Source organism: Pseudomonas sp. LBUM1643, from assembly GCF_059716215.1.
The window spans coordinates 892,806-913,754 of sequence record NZ_CP166813.1 but is presented as its reverse complement, the minus strand read 5'-3'; the positions used below and the strand labels follow the sequence as shown (position 1 = coordinate 913,754).

The following is a 20,949-nucleotide window of genomic DNA, read 5'->3' as shown; positions in this document are numbered from 1 at the left end:
CATGCAATGGGAAGTCGTGATCGGGCTGGAGATTCACACCCAGCTCACCACCCGGTCGAAAATCTTTTCCGGTAGTTCCACCACGTTCGGTTCCGAGCCGAACACCCAGGCCAGCCTGGTTGACCTCGGCATGCCCGGCGTATTGCCGGTGCTGAACCAGGAAGCGGTGCGCATGGCCGTGATGTTCGGTCTGGCGATTGACGCCGAGATCGGCCAGCACAATGTGTTCGCCCGTAAAAACTACTTTTACCCGGACCTGCCCAAGGGCTACCAGATCAGCCAGATGGAATTGCCGATCGTTGGCAAGGGCCACCTGGACATCGCCCTGGAAGACGGCACGATAAAACGTGTTGGCGTGACCCGTGCGCACCTGGAAGAAGACGCCGGCAAAAGCCTGCACGAAGAATTCAACGGTGCCACCGGCATCGACCTGAACCGTGCCGGTACGCCACTGCTGGAAATCGTTTCCGAGCCGGACATGCGCAGCGCCAAGGAAGCGGTGGCTTACGTCAAGACCATCCACGCACTGGTGCGTTACCTGGGCATCTGCGACGGCAACATGGCCGAAGGTTCGCTGCGTTGCGACTGCAACGTATCGATCCGTCCGAAGGGGCAGGTTGAATACGGCACCCGCTGCGAGATCAAGAACGTCAACTCGTTCCGTTTCATCGAGAAGGCGATCAACAGTGAAGTGCAGCGTCAGATCGAGCTGATCGAAGACGGCGGCAAGGTGATCCAGCAGACCCGTCTGTACGATCCAAACAAGGACGAAACCCGTCCGATGCGCAGCAAAGAGGAAGCCAACGATTACCGTTACTTCCCCGATCCGGACCTGCTGCCGGTGGTGATCGAGAACTCGTTCCTCGATGAGGTGCGCGCCACCCTTCCGGAATTGCCACCGCAGAAACGCGAGCGCTTCCAGGAGCAGTTCGGTCTTTCGGTCTACGATGCCAGCGTTCTGTCCACCAGCCGCGAGCAAGCCGATTACTTCGAGAAGGTCGTGAGCATCGGCGGTGACGCCAAGCTTGCAGCGAACTGGGTGATGGTAGAGCTTGGCAGTTTGCTTAACAAACAGGGCCTGGACATCGATCAGTCGCCGGTTTCGGCCGAGCAACTGGGCGGCATGCTGCTGCGCATCAAGGACAACACCATCTCCGGCAAGATCGCCAAGGTGGTCTTTGAAGCAATGGCCAATGGTGAAGGCAGTGCGGACGAGATCATCGACAAGCGCGGCCTGAAGCAAGTGACCGACAGCGGCGCGATCTCTGCGGTGCTGGACGAAATGCTCGCGGCCAACGCCGAGCAGGTCGAGCAATACCGCGCGGCAGACGAAGCCAAGCGCGGCAAAATGTTCGGTTTCTTCGTCGGCCAAGCCATGAAAGCCTCCAAAGGCAAGGCCAACCCGCAACAGGTCAACGAACTACTGAAAAGCAAGCTCGAAGGCTGATGAGAATGGAGCCAGCCGTCAAATCTGGCTCCACCCTTGTGGGAGCGAGCTTTTGTGGCGAGGGGACTTGTCCCCGTTGGACTGCGCAGCAGGCCCAAAACCTGAGTTCTCGGTGTGTCAGATGCATTCCGAACTCACCGTTTGGGGCCGCTTCGCGACCCAACGGGGACAAGTCCCCTCGCCACGAAAGCTGGCTCCCACATTTGTTTTCGGGAAACCTTGAATGAAGCGTCTGCTCGGCCTTTGCGCCCTGATATCTCTTCTGGCCGGTTGTGCCAGCAACGACATCATCGATCCACACGGCTACGACAAGACCGGTACCGCCTCTTACTACGGCGCCAAACACCAAGGCAAACGCACCGCCAGTGGCGAGCGTTTCAACAAGAATTCCCTGACCGCCGCCCATCGCCAGTTACCCTTTGGCACGCGAGTGAAGGTCACCAACCTGAGTAACAACAAGTCCTGCGTGGTCCGTATCAACGATCGCGGGCCGCACACTCGTGGGCGCCTTATTGACGTGTCGCACGAAGCGGCCGAGCGATTGGGCATGGTGCGCAGCGGCACTGCGCGGGTTCGCGTGCAGGCCCTCGACGACTGACGGAGCGCTGACTATTTTCGGACTTGCCGATTTACCCCTGAGTAGCGTGATTGAATTGCTCAGCGGCCTGTTTCTACTGATCGCCGGCGCCGAACTCATGGTACGGGCCGCCGTGCGCCTGGCCGCACGCCTGCAGGTACGACCTCTGATCATTGGTCTCACCATCGTCGCCCTCGGCAGCAGCGCGCCGCAAATGGCGGTCAGCTTGCAAGCTACCTTGGCGCAGAACGCCGATATCGCGGTCGGCAGCGTGATCGGCAGCAGTATTTTCAACATTCTGGTAACCCTTGGCCTGTCGGCGCTGATCATCCCGCTGCGGGTTTCCCGGCAACTGGTACGGCTGGACATCCCGCTGATGATCGGCGCCAGCCTGTTGGTATTCGTGCTCGCGTGGAATGAAGAACTGACCCGCGTCGACGGCATGGTGCTGCTGGCAGCGCTGGTGTTGTACCTGGCGTTGCTGCTGCGCCAGTCACGGCACTCGGCGCGCCCGCCATCACACGACCCGACGCGCCACACGCCATGGATCAGCAGCCTGCTGATGATCGTCGCCGGACTGGCCATGCTGGTGTATGCCGGCCACTTGCTGCTGGGCGCTGCAGTCGCGGTGGCCACGGATCTGGGACTGTCGGAACGGATCATCGGGCTGACGATCGTTGCGGTCAGCACCTCACTGCCGGAGCTGGCGACTTCCTTGATTGCCGCCTTGCGCGGCCAGCGGGAGATCGCCGTGGGCAACGTGATCGGCAGCAATCTGTTCAACCTTCTGGGGGTGCTTGGCGTCACCGCATTGGTCGCGCCGACACCCTTGTCGGTATCGCCCAATGCCCTGGATTTCGACCTGCCCGTGATGCTCGGCGTCGCGGCGTTGTGCCTGCCCGTGTTCTATTCCGGGTATCGGGTAACGCGCGCCGAAGGTCTGCTGTTTTTGGGTTTGTACCTGGCTTACGGCCTGCATGTGGTGTCGTTCACCACCGGTATGCCGCTGGCTGGCAAGCTCGAACATCTGATGCTGTTTTTCGTCTTGCCGGCGCTGGTGGCGTTTTTGCTGTTCACGTCGCTGCGCGCCTGGCGTCGCCAACACCACAAGAAGGAATCGCCATGACCGACAATAAGAAACCCGGAGTTGAAGTCCGCCGCCAAGTCATGGGCGACGCTTTCGTCGACCGCGCGCTGGGCAATGCCACCGAGTTCAGCCAGCCGCTGCAGGACTTCGTCAATGAACACGCATGGGGCGGCGTCTGGAACCGCGAAGGCCTGCCATTGAAAACCCGCAGCCTGATCACCCTCGCCGCATTGACGTCGTTGAAGTGCCCGCAGGAATTGAAAGGCCACGTGCGCGGTGCGCTGAACAACGGCTGCACCGTGGAAGAGATTCGTGAAACGCTGCTGCATTGTGCGGTGTACGCCGGTGCACCGGCGGCCATCGATGCGTTCCGGGCGGCGCAGGAAGTGATTGATAGTTACCAGAAGCCGGAGTAATCCCGATGCGATTTTTTGTGGCGAGGGAGCTTGCTCCCGCTGGGCTGCGAAGCGGCCCCCTTTTTTACCTAAAGAGCAGGGGACTGCTACGCAGTCCAGCGGGAGCAAGCTCCCTCGCCACAGGGACCGGGCGTGGCGTACCGTCAACTAGATCCACCCACCCCACTGCAACAGGAAAATCCCGAGATTGGTGGTAACCGCCGCCATCAGCGTAGTAATCACGATAATCGCCGCGGCCAGTTCATGATTACCGTTGGCCGCCCGTGCCATGACAAAACTGGCAGCAGCGGTCGGGCTGCCGAAGTACAGAAACAAAATCCCCAACTCCGCTCCGCGAAACCCCCACAACCACGCACCAAGCGTCGCCAGCACCGGCAGGCCGATCATCTTCACCAGGCTTGAACTGAGCGCCATGTTTCCGCTTTTACGCAGTGATGCCAGCGACAGCGTGCCGCCGATGCAGATCAGGGCCAACGGCAAGGTGGTTTGCGCAAGATACTGACCGGACGTTTCCAGCCATCCCGGCAAGCCGATCTCGAAATAAGCAAAGGGGGCCGCCGCAATCACACTGATGATCAGCGGATTGACCATCACGCTCTTGCAGATGCTCCAGGGGTCGGACTTGATCACCGGGCTGTACACCGCCAGCACGATGGTCGAAAGCGTGTTGTAAAACAGGATTACCAGCGCTGCGAGGATCGCCCCGAGGGAAATCCCGTAATCGCCGTACATGCTCGCTGCCAGCGCCAGCCCGATCACTCCATTGTTCCCGCGAAACGCGCCCTGGGTGTAAATCCCGCGATCCTCGCGCGGACACTTCCAGATCGCCCAGCCCCAGGCGATGGCGAAACACGCCAGGGTCGCGACCGAGAAATAGATCAGCAGCGCCGGCTGCAAAGCGGCGTGCAGGTCGGCATGCAGGATGCCCAGAAACAACAACGCCGGCATGGTGACGTTGAACACCAGAGCCGACGCGGTGTGAATGAAGTTGTCGTTGATCCAGTCGATGCGCTTGAGCAGCACACCCAGAAAAAGCATGGCAAACACCGGCGCGGTGATGTTCAGGGTTTCGAGGAAGATTGCCAGCATGCCGGGGGATACCTTGGTGGGCGTCGTTAGGGGGCTAATGATAAGCCACCCGAGGCGTTGGCGTCTGGTAGATCGCCATCGCGAGCAGGCTCGCTCCCACAGGGGTTCTTCATAGCTACACAAATTGTGTGAACGCTGGAGATCACTGTGGGAGCCAGCCTGCTGGCGATGCAGGCAACTCGGTATCAGGTGATCGGCGCCGGGTTGAACAGGCTGATGTCGTTATGCAGCTTGTGCTTTTCAGCCCACGTCTGCTGCTTGCCACTGGCCACGTCCAGATAGTAGTGGAACAACTCCCAGCCAAGGTCTTCGATCGACGCCCGCCCGGTCGCAATCCGCCCGGCATCGATGTCGATCAAATCCGGCCAGCGTTGCGCCAGTTCAGTCCGGGTCGACACCTTGACCACCGGCGCCATGGCCAGCCCATATGGCGTGCCGCGCCCGGTGGTGAACACATGCAGGTTCATACCGGCTGCCAACTGCAACGTCCCGCAGACAAAATCGCTGGCAGGTGTCGCGCAGAAGATCAGGCCTTTGCGCTTGAAGCGTTCTCCCGGCCCGAGCACGCCATTGATCGCGCTGCTGCCGGATTTGACGATGGAGCCCAATGACTTCTCGACAATGTTCGACAACCCGCCCTTCTTGTTCCCCGGCGTGGTATTGGCGCTGCGATCCGCTTCGCCCTTGGCCAGGTAGCGGTCGTACCAGTCCATTTCCCGCACCAGTTCCTGAGCCACCTCTTGAGTTTCCGCTCGGGAGGTCAGCAGGTAGATCGCGTCGCGCACTTCGGTGACTTCGGAGAACATCACCGTCGCCCCCGCACGCAGCAACAGGTCCGAGGCATAACCCAGCGCCGGGTTGGCAGTGATGCCGGAAAACGCATCGCTACCGCCGCACTGCATCCCCAGAATCAGCTCGGACGCCGGCACGGTTTCCCGGCGACGCTGATCGAGCTTCTTCAAACGCGTCTCGGCCAGCGCCATGATCTGCTCGATCATCTCGGTGAAACCGTGACTCGAATCCTGCAAGCGGTACAGCCACGTATCGCTCAGATCCACGGAGCTGTCGTTCTCGTGCATCACCTGCCCGGCCTGCAATTTCTCGCAGCCCAGACTGATCACCAAGGCTTCGCCGCCCAGGTTCGGGTTGCGCGCCAGATTGCGCACGGTGCGGATCGGGATGTAGGCGTCGGTGGCAGTAATTGCCACGCCACAACCGTAACTGTGGGTCAGCGCGACCACGTCATCAACGTTCGGATAAAGCGGCAGCAATTCATCCTTGATGCGCTTGACCGCATGGTCCAGCACCCCGGCGACACACTGAACAGTCGTGGTAATACCCAGAATATTGCGCGTGCCGACGGTGCCGTCCGCGTTGCGATAACCCTCGAACGTAAAGCCTTCCAGCGGTGCCTGCGCCTCCGGCACTTCGGTGGACAGCGGCAGGCTGTCCAGCGGCGGTGCGGTGGGCATGCGCAGTTGATCTTCCTTGACCCAGCTGCCCCGGGGAATCGGCAACAGTGCATAACCGATGGTCTGCCCGTAACGAATCACCTGGCCGCCCTCGGGAATGTCTTCCAGAGTGACCTTATGGCTTTGCGGCACGAAGTCCACGGTGACCAGACCGTCGGGAAATTCCGTGCCGGCCGGCACGCCCTGGTCATTGACCACGATCACGACGTTGTCCCGCTCGTGCAGGCGGATGTAGCGCGGCGAGTCGGAATGTTCAATCAACTGCATGACGCCGCTCCTCAGGAATGCGCTTGAGACAATTTGTTGTGTGTTTCAGGTCCGCTGACTGGCGGCTCTTTGAGCACCACACGCTTGATCGGGCCGACGATCACCAGGTAGCTGAACACCGCGACCAGGGCGTTGCAACCGACAAACACCAGCGCCCATTTGAACGATCCGGTGGAGCTGATGATGTAGCCGATGACAATCGGGGTGGTGATCGATGCGATGTTGCCGAAGGTGTTGAACAGGCCACCGCTGAGACCGGCGATCTGTTTGGGCGAGGTGTCAGACACCACGGCCCAGCCCAGCGCGCCCACGCCTTTACCGAAGAACGCCAGCGCCATGAAGCCGACAACCATCCATTCAACGTCAACGTAGTTGCAGGCCACGATGCTGCTCGAAACCAGCAAGCCAGCGATGATTGGTGCCTTGCGGGCGAAGGTCAGTGAGTGCCCCTTGCGCAGCAGGTAGTCGGAAATCACCCCGCCCAGCACCCCACCGATGAAGCCGCAGATGGCTGGCAACGAGGCAATGAAACCGGCCTTGAGAATGGTCATGCCACGCTCTTGCACCAGGTACACCGGGAACCAGGTCAGGAAGAAGTAGGTGATGCCGTTGATGCAGTACTGGCCCAGATACACGCCGAGCATCATGCGATTGGTCAGCAGCTGACGGATGTAGTCCCATTTCGGGCCGTCGACTTTTTTGCCTTTGCCCTTGTCCTGGTCCATGTCGACCATGCCGCCGTTGTCGGCGATGTGCTTGAACTCGGCTTCGTTGATCATCGGGTGTTGGCGCGGGCTGTGGATAACCTTCAGCCAGATACCCGAGAAGATGATGCCGATCACGCCCATGACGATAAACACGTGCTGCCAGCCGAAGGAGTAGACGATCCAGCCCATCAGCGGTGCAAACAACACCGTGGCGAAGTATTGCGCCGAGTTGAAGATCGCCGAGGCGGTGCCGCGTTCAGCGGTCGGGAACCAGGCCGCGACGATGCGCGCGTTACCGGGGAAGGACGGCGCTTCGGCCAGGCCCACCAGGAACCGCAGCATGAACAGCGCAACGATCGCCGTGGACATGCCGAATTCACCGACGTAGCCCTGTAGTACCGTGAACAGCGACCAGGTGAAGATGCTCAGTGCATACACTTTTTTCGAGCCGAAACGATCCAGCAGCCAGCCACCGGGGATTTGCCCGGCCACGTAGGCCCAACCGAATGCGGAGAAGATATAACCGAGGGTGACCGCGTCGATGCCGAGGTCTTTTTGCAGGCTGGAGCCCGCGATGGCGATAGTAGCCCGGTCGGCGTAGTTGATCGTGGTCACCAGGAAAAGCATGAGCAAAATCAAATAGCGGACATGGGTCGGCTTGGTCGCTTGCATGTAGATGTACTCCCACTGATTATTTTTATGCGCGGGTGAATCTTTTGTAGTCGCCTGGTCCGCGTATATCGCGTGTTCGGCGAATCCCCTGTGGGAATGTAGGAGCTGTCGAGTGAAACGAGGCTGCGATCTTTTGATGTTGATTTTTAAAGACAAGATCAAAAGATCGCAGCCTCGTTTCACTCGACAGCTCCTACAGTGCAGGGGGGCTGCGGCGGCCGGTGAAACCGGACACCACGCTGCAACGGGTTACGAGCCGATGTAGCTGGTCTTCACGACCGTGTAGAACTCTTGCGCATAGCGACCTTGCTCGCGGGATCCATAGGATGAACCTTTACGCCCACCGAACGGAACGTGGTAATCCACGCCTGCCGTCGGAAGGTTGACCATCACCATCCCGGCCTGGGAGTGGCGTTTGAAGTGGTTGGCGTATTTCAGCGACGTGGTGGCGATGCCCGCCGACAGACCGAATTCGGTGTCGTTGGCCATGTCCAGTGCAGCCTCGTAGTCCGCGACGCGAACGATGTTCGCCACCGGACCGAAGATCTCTTCACGGCTGATGCGCATCGCGGCTTCACTGTCGGCAAACAGTGTCGGCGCGAGGAAGTAACCTTCAGTTTCGCAAGTCACCAAACCACCACCGCTGACCAGACGTGCACCTTCGGACTGGCCGATGTCGATGTACTTCAAATCCTGTTCAAGTTGAGCCTGCGAAACGACCGGACCAATGTCGGTACCGGTTTTCAGCGCGTGACCGACCTTGATCGATTTCATGCGCTCGGCCATGGCTTCAACGAACTGGTCGTGAATACCGGCAGTGACAATAAAGCGGCTCGAAGCGGTGCAACGCTGGCCGGTGGAATAGAACGCGCTCTGTACCGACAGTTCGACCGCTTGCTTGAGGTCGGCGTCGTCGAGAATGATCTGCGGGTTCTTGCCACCCATTTCCAGCTGAACCTTGGCCTGGCGCGACACGCAGCTGACGGCGATCTGACGGCCGACCCCTACGGAACCGGTGAAGCTGATGCCGTCGACTTTCGGGCTCTGCACCAATGCATCACCCACCACACGACCGCTGCCCATCACCAGGTTGAACACGCCGGCCGGGAAGCCTGCGCGGGAGATGATCTCAGCCAGCGCCCAAGCGCAACCCGGCACCAGGTCCGCCGGTTTCAGCACGACGCAGTTACCGTAGGCCAGGGCCGGGGCGATTTTCCACGCCGGGATCGCAATCGGGAAGTTCCACGGGGTGATCAGACCGACCACACCCAAGGCTTCGCGAGTCACTTCGACGTTGACGCCCGGACGTACCGACGGCAGATAGTCGCCGGACAGGCGCAGGCATTCACCGGCGAAGAATTTGAAAATATTGCCGGCGCGAGTCACTTCACCGATGGCTTCAGGCAGGGTCTTGCCCTCCTCCCGAGCCAACAAGGTGCCGAGCTCTTCGCGACGGGCGAGGATCTCGCTGCCGACTTTGTCCAGGGAATCGTGACGAGCCTGAATGCCCGAAGTGGACCAGGCCGGAAACGCTGCACGGGCCGCGTCGATGGCGGCGTGGACTTGAGCCAGATCAGCTTTGGCATAGTCGCCAATGGTGTCGGTCAGTTCGGACGGGTTGATGTTGGCGGAATAATCGCCACCGGCAACCCATTCGCCATTGATGTAGTTATCGAAACGCTTTGCATCTGCCACTGTTCTATCTCCTCACGCAAAAGGCCGCTGATTACTCAGCGGCCTTGCTTAGTCGGTTGTTATTGCGCGCCCTGCTTGTCGATCAGTGCGGCCAGAGCTTCGTACTCTTCTGGCAGCAGATCGGTCAGCGGTGCACGCACAGGACCTGCGTCGTAGCCGACAATTTTTGCCCCGGCCTTAACGATGCTCACCGCGTAGCCGGCTTTGCGGTTACGGATGTCCAGGTAGGGCAAGAAGAAGTCGTCGATGATCTTGCCAACGGTGGCGTGATCTTCGCGGGCGATGGCGTGGTAGAAATCCATGGCGGTTTTCGGGATGAAGTTGAACACCGCCGAGGAGTAGACCGGCACACCCAGCGCCTTGTAGGCAGCGGCGTAGACTTCGGCGGTCGGCAAACCGCCCAGGTAGCTGAAGCGATCACCGAGGCGGCGACGGATCGACACCATCAACTCGATATCACCCAGGCCATCCTTGTAGCCGATCAGGTTCGGGCAACGCTCGGCCAGACGTTCCAGCAACGGAGCAGTCAGGCGGCAAACGTTGCGGTTGTAGACAACCACGCCGATATTCACCGATTTGCACACGGCTTCAACGTGAGCAGCCACGCCGTCCTGGCTGGCTTCGGTCAGGTAATGCGGCAGCAGCAACAGGCCTTTGGCGCCCAGACGCTCGGCTTCCTGTGCGTATTCGATAGCTTGACGGGTCGAACCGCCAACACCGGCCAGAATCGGTACGCTGGTTTCGCAGGTGTCGACGGCGGTCTTGATGATTTCCGAATATTCGCTGGCCGCCAGGGAGAAGAACTCACCGGTGCCGCCCGCGGCGAACAGGGCGCTGGCGCCGTATGGGGCCAGCCATTCGAGACGCTTGATGTAGCCAGCGCGATGGAAATCGCCCTGGGCATTGAAATCGGTTACCGGGAAAGACAGCAGGCCGGAGGAGAGGATGGACTTCAGTTCTTGTGGATTCATTATTCGAACACCCTGAGTAGCGACGTCTAAGTTGTTGGGAAAACCGTTCAGCCTTCGCCGAGTTGTAGGTCATCGTACAACTTAAAATATAATCGTCAACTGCATTTCATCGCTGATGGGGTGAAATTGCTGGGCCGGGTGCGTTTGACCCTTCATTCAGGGCTTCTCAGCGAGAAGGGTTAGATAGGGTTTGGAGACAGGTTGTCGGAAGAGTTGAGTGAGCGCGCATTGTTTGCGGTGTTTTTTCGAGCCTCATCGCGGGCAAGCTGAACTGGTCAAGTAATTCTGGACACCAGTTAAGGTTTCACGCCGCCAGTTTCTCCATAGCTACCGGCGACCGATAGCCGTTGTAGCTGTGGAGCCTGACGTTGTTGTAACGCATCACATAACGCTGCACATCTACGCGGGCTTCATGTTCCGAGCTGTAGCCATCTTCGGGCAGCCATTCTGACTTCAGGCTCCCAAAGAAACGCTCCATCGGGGCGTTGTCCCAGCATTCACCTTTGCGACTCATGCTTTGCAGGAGTCCATGCTTGCGCATCTCATTCCTGAATTTGTGGCTGGTGTATTGGCAGCCTTGATCAGAATGAAACAGCACCTCTTTTGGACCGCCTCGCAATTGCACCGCCATTCGCAACGCTTCACAGGTCAGCGTGGCGTCGGAAATCATTGAAAACGCCCACCCCACGATCCGACGAGCAAACAGATCCAGCACCGCCGCGAAATACATCCAACGCTTGCCGACCTTGATGTACGTGACATCGCCGCACCACACCTGATTCATCGCCGTGACGTCAAACTTGCGCTTGAGCACATGTGGTGCCACCAGCGCTTCCACGCCGGAGGATTTGTACTTGTGGCGTCGCCGCTGATGACTGGCAACACCGGCTTCGCGCATCAAGCTGCGAGCCATATGCCGCCCGACACGATGTCCCTTGGCTTGCAGCTCCTTGGCCAAGGTGCGCGAGCCGGCAGAGGCTCTGGATTCCTTGTGATGTTCGATCAGCACGGCTTTGAGTTTCTCCCGCTCAGGTTTCACCTTGCCCTGGCGCTGACGCCAGGCGTAAAAGCTGCTGCGGTTGACTCCAAACGCCCGACAGCAATTGTTAACGCCGTACTGCTCGTCCAGCTCGTTGATCAGCGAGAATGATCTTTGGAGTCCAAAAGCAGGAGAGCACTGGCCTTTTTTAGGATTTCGATGTCCAGGTCTTTTTGCCTGAGCAAGGCTTTGAGCTGCTGGATCTCTCGCTGCTCGGCAGTAATCGCTTTGGCACCCACCGGGGTCGAGCCCAGGCGCTCTTCTCGAACTTGATCGACCCAGCGGCGCAGGGCCGTAGGACCAATATCCAGATTGGCACAGACATCGGGAACTGACTGGCCCTCGTCCAGCACCATGCTCGCAGCCTTGAGCTTGAACTCTCTCGAATAAGATTTACGCATATCCAAACACCTCAGATTTGGGCGCCATCATAGCGCCCGATTGAAGTGTCCAAAATCATTAGGCCAGTTCAAGCCCGCTCCCACAAGGAACTTCGGTGTTCATGGGTTTTATCAACCATGAAGAACCGTGGGAGCGGGCTTGCCCGCGATGACGATCTGAGAGGCAACAACTCACCCGACTTCTGAAAAACCGCTTCAATCCCATGGCACCATTTGTCGGGACTGTTATTTTTAACAGTTCCCCTGTACAACCCCGCAACGGATAAGTGTTCCCTTGAAACCACGTGCCCGCTTCTGCCGCACACCTGATGGCCACACTTCAAGGAACATTTATCATGGACAATCCTGCGCCAACACTGAATATCCCGGTCACCGGGTCACCACCGCAAGCAGTGATCAATCTCGCCGAGTTCAATCAACCTCTGCGCCTCGGCATCCCCAACACCGCACGGCTCCCTCCGGAAGGGCGTGTCTATGCGATCCTGGGTGATCCCGAATACCCCGAATTGACCGGTGATGACGTCCCCGCAGGCCATTGGGTGAGCACACCGCCACCGGCAGAACCGGACGAAGGCGAATATCAACAAAGCCGTAACCTGGAGGTTGAGTTGTCCGTGGTGCAATTGCGAAAGTTTGCCGGGCACACCGTGCAGTTGCGTTATCAGGGGATGGGGGAGTCGAGTCTGGCTGTGAACTCGAACCTGATTTCACTGAAGATCACTTGAATCAGGGGGTTGTCTGATGTGGGAGCGAAGTGTCACCTCTCTGCACATGATCACCCTATGTCGCCACTGTCATTTATGACAGTAGCAAGATCTGAAGCATTCCCCCTTAACTGGTGATGCAAATTAATGCAATTTTCGCCACTTCAAGAGTTAACGGAGATTCACCATGACGGCGCTAAACGTCTCGCAGATTGAACTGCTTCCCCAGCCAGAAACGCCTCAATCGGAGGGCGAAATTCTCGACCGTGACAAGTTCGGGGATGCGTTCCTGCTTCACATCAATTACCCGGGAAAAGCAACAGGGCAGCAGGTCGACTTCACCTTTGAACTGCATGTCGACCGCTTCAGTCCTGTCATCCCTATGCACGCTCGTTTTACGACAAAACAAAATGACAAAGAGGAAGTGAAGTTTGCAGCGACACTGTTCGATTTAAGAACGCAAGACGGGTGGGTATTACTAAGTTACGAGGCAAAAATAGCAGAAGCACCGAAACCATCATCCACTTTGCACCGATTGATCAAGGACAGACCTTTTGCTTAGGGCGCATAGCAACACTTGCACAGGATAGTTCCGACTCAACGCTGCGCCTCAGCTTCTTCATGCGCATGGCGCAGCCGCTCACGGCTATTGGTCAGGTGCAGACGCATTGCCGCCCGCGCAGCATCGGAGTCCTGGCGGGCAATCGCGTCGTAGATCTCTTCGTGCTCACGGCTCAACCGGCTCATGTAGTGCTGCTGGTCGTCATGGGCTAAGCGCGCGGAGTTGAGGCGTGTCCGCGGAATGATGCTGGTGCCCAGGTGCGTCATGATGTCGGTGAAGTAACGGTTGCCGGTGGACAGGGCGATCTCGAGGTGGAAGGCGAAGTCCGAGGCCACGGCGTCACTGGCGTGGGATGCGCTTTCGTTGAGCGCATCGAGGGCGGCACGCATGGTTGCCAGTTGCTGCGGGCTGCGGCGCTGTGCAGCGAGGCCGGCGGATTCCACTTCGAGGCTGATGCGCAGTTCCAGAATCGCCAGCACGTCACGCAAGGTCACTACAGTCGCCGGGTCGATGCGGAAACCGCTCGGGCTTGGCGTGTCCAGCACGAAGGTGCCGATGCCGTGGCGGGTTTCAACCTGGCCTGCCGCCTGCAACCGGGAAATCGCCTCGCGCACCACGGTGCGGCTGACGCCATGGGCATCCATGATCGCCGACTCGGTGGGCAACTTGTCGCCACGCTTGAGGTGCCCGTCGCGGATCTGCTCGGACAGCACCGTCACCAGTTCCTGTGCGAGGCTGCGGCGCTTGCGAGGGAGGCGTGGTGCGTCGATCGGATTTTCCATGATGTGCATCGGTCTCGAAAATTTCGGCTGAAACCGCATCATAGCTCAACGCGGTTGTACGATCACCAATCCCCCTGTAGGAGCTGCGTAGGAGCTGCGTAGGAGCTGTCGAGTGAAACGAGGCTGCGATCTTTTGACGTTGTTTTTTAAAAGACAAGATCAAAAGATCGCAGCCTCGTTTCACTCGACAGCTCCTACAGATCCTACGCAGATCCTACAAGGGGGAGTGGTGATCAGGCGGTGACGGTCTGCTCTACCAGATGCCCATTCTCGATACGCACATGCCGTGGGTGGAAGCGCTTCAAGCTGCTGCGATGCCCGACGCTGACGATGCTCAGGCCCGGTATCTCGTCAATCAACGCCTGATGCATCGACGCTTCATCCTCTTCGTCCATTGCCGACGTCGCTTCGTCCATATAAAGCCACTGCGGCGCGTAGAGCAGCGCTCGGGCAAATGCCAGGCGTTGCTGCTCACCCGGAGACAGCATGCGCTGCCAGTGATTGGCTTCATCCAGGCGGGAAATCAGATGAGGCAAACGACAGACTTCCAGCACGTGTTCGTAACGCTCATCCGGGTAGGTATCACCCGTCTGTGGATAACTGAGCGCTTCACGCAGGGTGCCAATTGGCAGATAGGGTTTTTGCGGCAGGAACAGATAGCGCGCCGTTGGCAGACGAATGCTGCCATGGCCCGCTGGCCACAAATGCCCCATTGCTCGCAGTAACGTCGATTTACCACTGCCTGAGCGGCCGCTGATCATCACACGGTCACCCTCTTCCACTGTCATATCGGCGCTGGTCAGCAGATGACGGCCGTCAGCGAGATCGAGGCCAAGGTTGTGCACTTTCAACACCGAACCCGAGTTCTGCACATCGATCGCCGGTGGGCGCTGCTCGTTGTCAGTCATGGCCTGGCGGAAGCTCAACAGACGATCACAGGTCGCGCGCCAGGAGGCGAGGCTCTGATAGGCGTTGATAAACCAGCTGAAACTCTCTTGCACGTTGCCAAACGCCGAGCTGATCTGCATCAGCTCACCGAGTTCGATCTTGCCAGCGAAGAAACGCGGCGCGGCCACCATGAAGGGAAAGATGATCGCAGCCTGGCTGTAACCTGCCGTGAAGAACGTCAGGCGCTTGGACACCTTCATGATGTCCCAGAAGTTGTGCCAGACCATCCCGAAGCGGTGGCTCAGGCGACGATTCTCATTGGGCTCGCCGTTGTAGAGCGCGATACTTTCCGCATTCTCGCGAACCCGCACCATGGAGAAACGAAGGTCGGCTTCGAAGCGTTGTTGTTGGTTGTTCAGGCCGATCAAGCGACGACCGATCAAGTGCGTCAGCCAGCTGCCGATCACGGCGTAAACCAGCACACACCAGAACATATAGCCAGGAATGGTGAAGCCATAGACTTCAATACTGCCCGACACGCCCCACAGAATGATCGAAAACGACACCAGGCTGACGACGTTGCGCAGCAAACCAATGCCCAGTTCCAGGGTGTTGGAGGTGAAGTTGTTGAGGTCCTCGGAAATCCGCTGGTCCGGGTTATCGGTGTAACCGCCCTGCTCCAGGTGGTAGTAATTTTTGTTGCCGAGCCAGCGGGCAAAATGCTTTTCGGTCAGCCAGGCCCGCCAACGAATGGTCAACATCTGCGTCAGGTATAGCCGGTACACCGCGCCAACAATCGCCACTGCCGCAATCGCGCAGAAATACAGAATCAGCTGCCAGAACGCGGCTTCATCCTTCTTTTGCAAGGCGTTGTAAAAATCCTTGTACCAGGTGTTGAACCACACCGAGATCCCCACGCTGACCAGCGACAGCGCAATTACCGCGATCAGCAGCGTCCACGCCTTGACCTTCTCTTCACTGTGCCAATAAGGCGTGATCATTGCCCAGACTTTGCGAAAAAACTGCCCGTGCACGGCATCGTTGACCGCGGAATATTCAGCGTTCTGATTCATGGAAAAGGCTCATTGGAGAAAAGAACACACACGAACCGATCATAGATGATCAGCTCGTGTTGTAACGCGGTGTGACAACAATTGTTCAGCACCGGTTCAGCGGCGGACCGGACGCTTCTGCAATTTGCGCTGCAGCGTGCGACGGTGCATGCCCAGGGCGCGGGCAGTGGCGGAGATGTTGCCTTCGTGTTCGGTCAGTACGCGCTGGATGTGTTCCCACTGAAGGCGATCCACCGACATCGGGTTTTCCGGCACCAGGGTGTCGAGGTCGGCGTGCTCGGAGAGCAATGCGGCCAGTACGTCATCGGCGTCCGCCGGTTTGCACAGGTAGTTGCAGGCGCCTCGCTTGATCGCCTCGACAGCGGTGGCGATGCTCGAGTAACCGGTGAGGATCACCACGCGCATTTCCGGGTCCAGTTCAAGCAGCTTGGGCAGCAGTACCAGGCCGGAGTCGCCGTCCATTTTCAGATCCAGCGCGGCGTAATCCGGCAGATCGGCTTGAGCGATGGTCAGGCCTTCTTCGGCGGAACCGGCGGTGCTGACGCGAAAGCCACGGCGAGCCATGGCACGGGCCATAACGCGGGTGAAGGTTGCGTCGTCGTCAACCAATAGCAAATGCGGCAGCTCTTCGCCTTCACCTTCGACTTGGATATCGTCACTCATGTTCGTCTCCTCGGGCGACACGGGGCAGGCGCAGCTCGGTGAGCGTGCCACCTTCCTCATGACTGTAGAGTTTCACTGAGCCGCCAGCGCGTGTCACGCTGGCTTTGCTCAAAAACAGGCCCAGGCCGAAACCTTTGCCCTTGGTGGTAAAAAACGGTTTGCCGATCTGCTCGGCAATGGCCAGCGGTACACCGGCACCGTGGTCGCGAATGCTGATGGTCAGGTCCTCGGCATTCCAGTCCAGCGTGACTTGCAACCCTTCTGGGCAAGCATCGGCGGCGTTGTTAAGCAAATTCAGCAACGCTTGAGTCAGGTCGGGTGGCGGCGCCATGCGCGGCACAGCTCCCTGCCCCAGACGCTGGAAGCGATAGCTGGCTTCGGGGCGCATCAGGTGCCAGCGGTTCAGCGCTTCGTCGAGCCAGTCGGTGACGTCCTGCATTTCCACCGCCAGCCGACGGTTGGCCTCTGCCGCCCTGACAAGCTGCTGCAAGGTGTCCTTGCACGCCTTGACCTGATCCTGCAGCACCTTCAGGTCATCCTGCAGCATCGGATCCGGATGATCCTGCTGCATTTCCTTGAGCAGCACGCTCATGGTCGCCAACGGTGTGCCCAGCTCATGGGCGGCACCGGCGGCCTGGGTCGCGACAGCCAGCAACTGCTGATCACGCAGACCTTCTTCGCGCCGGATTGCGCGCAACTCTTCCTGTCGGCGCAACTCTTCGGCCATCCGTGCGGCGAAGAACGTGATCACCGCCGCCGCCAGGGCGAAGCTCAGCCACATGCCATAAACCTGCAGGTTTTCCCTGGCGATGGGGAAGGTTTGCAGCGGATAGAAGCGCGCCAGCAACAGGGTGTACATCGTCAACGCTATACCCGACAGAATCACCGAATAGCGCCATGGCAAGGTCACGGCGGCGATAGTCAGTGGAACGAGGTAATACGAGACGAACGGGTTGGTCGAGCCACCAGAGAAATACAGCAACGCGCTGTGGATAAACAGGTCGCAGGCCAGTTGCACGGCATATTCGAGTTCGGTAACCGGCCACGAAGTGCGCAGGCGAATGGCAGTGAATGCACACAGCAGCATCGAGCAGCCGAGGGTGGCGGCCAGTTGAAACCAGGGCAGCGGCAGCAAGTCGAGCCAGTAGGCCAAACCAACGGAGCCGGCCTGGGCAGCCAGCACCAAGGTGCGGATGAACGTCAGACGCCAGAGGTTCTGGCGAGTCGCGGAAGTAATTTGGACGGGGGCGAGCATGAGCTCTCCTGATGAGCGCTCCAGGCGGATCGCCGGGAGTATAACCAAGCGTAGGGCCTGACAGGCAAAAGTGCGGCAAACGGCCACAGTTGCCTAGCGATCAAATCCCCTCTGTGGCGAGGGAGCTTGCTCCCGCTGGTCTGCGCAGCAGACCCAAACCAGTCGCCCAAGTGAATCTGGCGATCCGTGCAATAACTTTACGAATGCTGCGCAGCCGGGCGGGAGCAAGCTCCCTCGCCACAAAGGCGCACCACCACCACCACCACCACCACCACTGGTGCTATCTGTATAGAAGTTGTAACTGTGCGAACCGGATTAATAAAGCTAGAGTCTGATGGTTTCACGCAGGCTCGGACCTTAACCCCTGCGCACCGTCCAAGGAGTTTTCATGCACACTTTTCGCCGCAGCGCCGCCCTTCTCGCCCTGACCGTTGGCACCGTCGCCAGCCTTCCGGCCCTGGCCGCCGATGAGCTCCATTACAACCAGATTTCCCTGCGCGCAGAAGTCAGTCAGGAAGTGGCACGCGACCTGATGATCGTGACCCTCTATACCGAAGACCAAAACACCGATCCAGCCAAGCTCGCCGCCGATGTCAGCACCACCATGAACAAGGCGCTGGCCCAGGCCAAACAAGTCAAAGACGTCACGCTGCGCCAGGGCAGCCGCAACAGCTACCCGATCTACGACACCAAGGGCCAGAAAATCACCGGCTGGCGCGAACGTGCCGAACTGCGTTTGGAAAGCTCGGATTTCGCCGCCCTGTCCAAACTGACGGGCGAACTGCTGACCGACCTGAAAATGGGTGGCATGGACTTCGCCATCGCTACGCCAACCCGCAAGGCCAGCGAAGACGCATTGCTTAAAGAAGCCGTGACCGCTTTCAAGGCCCGTGCGCAACTGGCCACGGATGCCCTGGGTGGCAAGGGCTATAAAATCGTCAACCTGAACCTCAACAGCAACGGTTATCCACAACCGTACATGCGCGGCCCGATGATGATGAAAGCAGCCAGCATGGATGCCGCCCCGGTGACCCCGGAAGTCGAGGCTGGCACCAGCCAGGTCAGCATGACGGCGGATGGGTCTATTGAAGTGTTGATGCCTTAACCCGCGTTGATTGCGCGCCCCCTGTAGGAGCTGCCGCAGGCTGCGATCTTTTGATCTTGCTTCAAAAATAAGATCAAAAGATCGCAGCCTGCGGCAGCTCCTACAGGAATCGATGTATGCCGTTTTTGTGGGTCGTCCTCAAAAACAGGTATTTCCTCGAATCCCGGCAACAACGCTACCCTGAGGAAAACACCGCTGCCCACATCCTCGGGGACTCCATGGAAAGAACCACCGTCAAACCGCTGTTACTCGCTCTCGCCTTAGCCTCCACCACCCCGTTCGCTCAAGCGGCCACAACATTGGTCTACTGCTCCGAAGCGAGCCCCGCCGGATTCGATCCCAGCCAATACACCAGCGGCACCGACTTCGACGCCTCGGCTGAAACCGTCTTCAACCGCCTCACCCAATTCAAGCGCGGCGGCACGGAAACCGAACCCGGCCTCGCCACAAGCTGGGACGTATCCACGGACGGCCTCACCTACACCTTCCACCTGCGCGACGGCGTGAAATTCCACACCACGGATTACTTCACCCCCACCCGCAACTTCAATGCCGACGATGTGTTGTTCACCTTCCAGCGCCTGCTCGACCCCGAAAACGCGTTCCGCAAAGCCTACCCCGCCGAATCGCCCTACTTCACCGACATGGGCCTGAACACCACGATCAAAAGCGTCGATAAAATCGACGATCACACCGTGCGATTCAGCCTGAATAATGTCGATGCGGCGTTCGTGCAAAATCTAACCATGAGTTTTGCCTCGGTGCAATCGGCCGAATACGCCGCGCAGTTACTCAAAGAAGGCAAGGCTGCCGATCTCAACCAGAAGCCCGTCGGCACCGGCCCTTTTGTGTTCAAGCGCTATCAGAAAGACTCGCAGATCCGCTACACCGCCAACCGGTCGTACTGGAAGCCCGAAGACGTGAAGCTCGACAACCTGGTCTTCTCGATCACCCCGGACGCGGCCGTGCGCTTGCAGAAGCTCAAGGCCGGTGAGTGTCAGGTCAGCGGCTACCCACGCCCGGCCGATATCGACGTCATGGAAAAAGATCCGAATCTGCGGGTGCTCAAGCAAGCGGGATTCAACCTCGGGTTCCTGGCCTACAACGTGACGCATCCGCCGCTGGATCAACTCAAGGTACGCCAGGCCCTGGACATGGCCATCGACAAACCGGCGATCATCAAAGCGGTTTACCAAAGCGCAGGACAACTGGCGCAGAACGCCCTGCCACCGGCGCAATGGTCGTATGACCCAGGCATAAAGGATGCTCCCCACGATCCGGCCAAGGCCAAAGCGCTACTCAAAGAAGCAGGGGTTGCACCCGGTACCACTATTAATTTGTGGGCCATGACCGTGCAGCGCGCATCGAACCCCAACGCGCGGATGTCGGCGCAGATGATTCAGCAGGATTGGGAAAAAGTCGGGATCAAGGCCAACATCGTCAGCTACGAGTGGGGCGAATACATCAAACGCGCCAAAAATGGCGAACACGACGCGATGATTTACGGCTGGACCGGCGACAACGGTGATCCGGATAACTGGCTCGGCGTGCTTTACAGCTGTGCGGCAGTGAAAGGCAGCAACTATGCTAAATGGTGCGACCCGGCCTACGACAAACTCGTGCAGCAGGCCAAGGTCTCCACCGACAAGCAGCAACGGATCAAACTGTACCAACAGGCACAGCAAATCCTTAAACAACAAGTACCTATCACGCCGATCGCCAACTCCACCGTTTTCCAGCCACTGCGCAAGGAAGTGACCGACTTCAAGATCAGTCCTTTTGGACTGACGCCCTTCTACGGAGTGGGTATAGATAAGTAACACCCCGCGCCAACCGGGTGCGGCCGTTGCCCGGGCGCACCTGATCGGTGCGCGATTTGCACCGAAAAAACCCCGCGCAAACGGTCAAATGCGCGTGAATTTATACATATGCGACATTAAGGTACGTTCGTGCCACTGTTTAAGGCTTGGAGCCACCCAGCATCTTGCAATGGGTATGGCCCCTGCATAAGTATCCGCAGGCACGACTCACGAGGTCGTCCTCTAATTCCAAAAATGACAACAAATCATGAGGCCAC

The 20,949-nt window shown here is 58.8% G+C and carries 19 protein-coding genes; 8 read left to right on the top strand and 11 right to left on the bottom strand.

Features of this window, described 5'->3' with window-relative positions; translation table 11 throughout:
- Position 1 precedes the first annotated feature (1 nt).
- From gatB to ACA063_RS03925, 4 genes are all read left to right on the top strand, one after another.
- Positions 2-1,447, top strand: coding sequence for an Asp-tRNA(Asn)/Glu-tRNA(Gln) amidotransferase subunit GatB (gene gatB, locus ACA063_RS03940; RefSeq protein ID WP_162440083.1), 1,446 nt, complete (start codon positions 2-4; stop codon positions 1,445-1,447).
- Positions 1,448-1,670: 223 nt separating this feature from the next.
- The gene (locus ACA063_RS03935; protein ID WP_497664853.1) at positions 1,671-2,045 is read left to right on the top strand and encodes a septal ring lytic transglycosylase RlpA family protein; all 375 of its coding nucleotides are present in this window, start codon (positions 1,671-1,673) and stop codon (positions 2,043-2,045) included.
- A 46-nt stretch (positions 2,046-2,091) separates the two neighbouring features.
- Complete coding sequence (locus ACA063_RS03930; protein ID WP_162440081.1) at positions 2,092-3,150, top strand: calcium/sodium antiporter; 1,059 nt, start codon at positions 2,092-2,094, stop codon at positions 3,148-3,150.
- Entirely contained in the window at positions 3,147-3,527 is a 381-nt protein-coding gene (locus tag ACA063_RS03925) for a carboxymuconolactone decarboxylase family protein (protein WP_497664852.1), read from the top strand. The genes ACA063_RS03930 and ACA063_RS03925 overlap by 4 nt, the downstream gene beginning before the upstream one ends.
- 147 nt (positions 3,528-3,674) lie before the next feature.
- On the opposite strand, the gene ACA063_RS03920 is transcribed toward ACA063_RS03925, so the two are convergent.
- The 7 genes from ACA063_RS03920 to ACA063_RS03890 all read right to left on the bottom strand — a co-directional run bounded on the left by ACA063_RS03920 (position 3,675) and on the right by ACA063_RS03890 (position 11,840).
- Positions 3,675-4,616, bottom strand: a complete 942-nt coding sequence (locus ACA063_RS03920) for an AEC family transporter (RefSeq protein ID WP_497664851.1) — start codon at positions 4,614-4,616, stop codon at positions 3,675-3,677.
- Positions 4,617-4,801: 185 nt separating this feature from the next.
- Positions 4,802-6,355: a galactarate dehydratase gene (garD, locus tag ACA063_RS03915; RefSeq protein WP_497664850.1), complete on the bottom strand. Its 1,554-nt coding sequence runs from the start codon at positions 6,353-6,355 to the stop codon at positions 4,802-4,804.
- An 11-nt stretch (positions 6,356-6,366) separates the two neighbouring features.
- Positions 6,367-7,917 (bottom strand): MFS transporter, encoded by a 1,551-nt coding sequence (locus ACA063_RS03910; RefSeq protein ID WP_497664849.1) that lies wholly within the window; start codon positions 7,915-7,917, stop codon positions 6,367-6,369.
- Between the two features lie 66 nt (positions 7,918-7,983).
- Positions 7,984-9,429, bottom strand: coding sequence for an aldehyde dehydrogenase family protein (locus ACA063_RS03905; RefSeq protein ID WP_497664848.1), 1,446 nt, complete (start codon positions 9,427-9,429; stop codon positions 7,984-7,986).
- A 59-nt stretch (positions 9,430-9,488) separates the two neighbouring features.
- Positions 9,489-10,400 (bottom strand): 5-dehydro-4-deoxyglucarate dehydratase, encoded by a 912-nt coding sequence (gene kdgD / locus ACA063_RS03900; protein ID WP_307339677.1) that lies wholly within the window; start codon positions 10,398-10,400, stop codon positions 9,489-9,491.
- A gap of 304 nt (positions 10,401-10,704) precedes the next feature.
- Complete coding sequence (locus ACA063_RS03895; RefSeq protein WP_497666473.1) at positions 10,705-11,529, bottom strand: IS3 family transposase; 825 nt, start codon at positions 11,527-11,529, stop codon at positions 10,705-10,707.
- An 8-nt stretch (positions 11,530-11,537) separates the two neighbouring features.
- Entirely contained in the window at positions 11,538-11,840 is a 303-nt protein-coding gene (locus ACA063_RS03890) for a transposase (protein ID WP_497666472.1), read from the bottom strand.
- 335 nt (positions 11,841-12,175) lie between these two features.
- Here ACA063_RS03890 and ACA063_RS03885 point away from each other — a divergent pair, with 335 nt between their 5' ends.
- Complete coding sequence (locus ACA063_RS03885) at positions 12,176-12,565, top strand: hypothetical protein (RefSeq protein WP_497664847.1); 390 nt, start codon at positions 12,176-12,178, stop codon at positions 12,563-12,565.
- Positions 12,566-12,731: 166 nt separating this feature from the next.
- Positions 12,732-13,106 (top strand): hypothetical protein, encoded by a 375-nt coding sequence (locus tag ACA063_RS03880; protein WP_497664846.1) that lies wholly within the window; start codon positions 12,732-12,734, stop codon positions 13,104-13,106.
- Between the two features lie 35 nt (positions 13,107-13,141).
- Here the strand turns inward: ACA063_RS03880 and ACA063_RS03875 are convergent, their stop codons facing one another.
- From ACA063_RS03875 to ACA063_RS03860, 4 genes are all read right to left on the bottom strand, one after another.
- Positions 13,142-13,888: a FadR/GntR family transcriptional regulator gene (locus tag ACA063_RS03875; protein WP_497664845.1), complete on the bottom strand. Its 747-nt coding sequence runs from the start codon at positions 13,886-13,888 to the stop codon at positions 13,142-13,144.
- Between the two features lie 233 nt (positions 13,889-14,121).
- The gene (locus ACA063_RS03870; RefSeq protein ID WP_497664844.1) at positions 14,122-15,849 is read right to left on the bottom strand and encodes an ABC transporter ATP-binding protein/permease; all 1,728 of its coding nucleotides are present in this window, start codon (positions 15,847-15,849) and stop codon (positions 14,122-14,124) included.
- A gap of 96 nt (positions 15,850-15,945) precedes the next feature.
- Positions 15,946-16,512 carry a response regulator transcription factor gene (locus ACA063_RS03865; protein WP_045061485.1) on the bottom strand — a complete coding sequence of 189 codons (567 nt, stop codon included), beginning with the start codon at positions 16,510-16,512 and terminating at the stop codon, positions 15,946-15,948.
- Positions 16,505-17,767: an ATP-binding protein gene (locus tag ACA063_RS03860; protein WP_162440072.1), complete on the bottom strand. Its 1,263-nt coding sequence runs from the start codon at positions 17,765-17,767 to the stop codon at positions 16,505-16,507. Before ACA063_RS03860 ends, ACA063_RS03865 begins: the two co-directional genes overlap by 8 nt.
- 388 nt (positions 17,768-18,155) lie before the next feature.
- Between ACA063_RS03860 and ACA063_RS03855 the strand changes: the two genes are divergently transcribed.
- Both ACA063_RS03855 and ACA063_RS03850 read left to right on the top strand, forming a co-directional pair.
- A complete protein-coding gene (locus tag ACA063_RS03855) occupies positions 18,156-18,872 on the top strand; it encodes an SIMPL domain-containing protein (RefSeq protein WP_497664843.1) in 717 nt (238 codons plus the stop codon).
- Between the two features lie 218 nt (positions 18,873-19,090).
- Positions 19,091-20,692: an ABC transporter substrate-binding protein gene (locus tag ACA063_RS03850; protein ID WP_497666471.1), complete on the top strand. Its 1,602-nt coding sequence runs from the start codon at positions 19,091-19,093 to the stop codon at positions 20,690-20,692.
- The last annotated feature ends 257 nt before the right edge of the window (positions 20,693-20,949 follow it).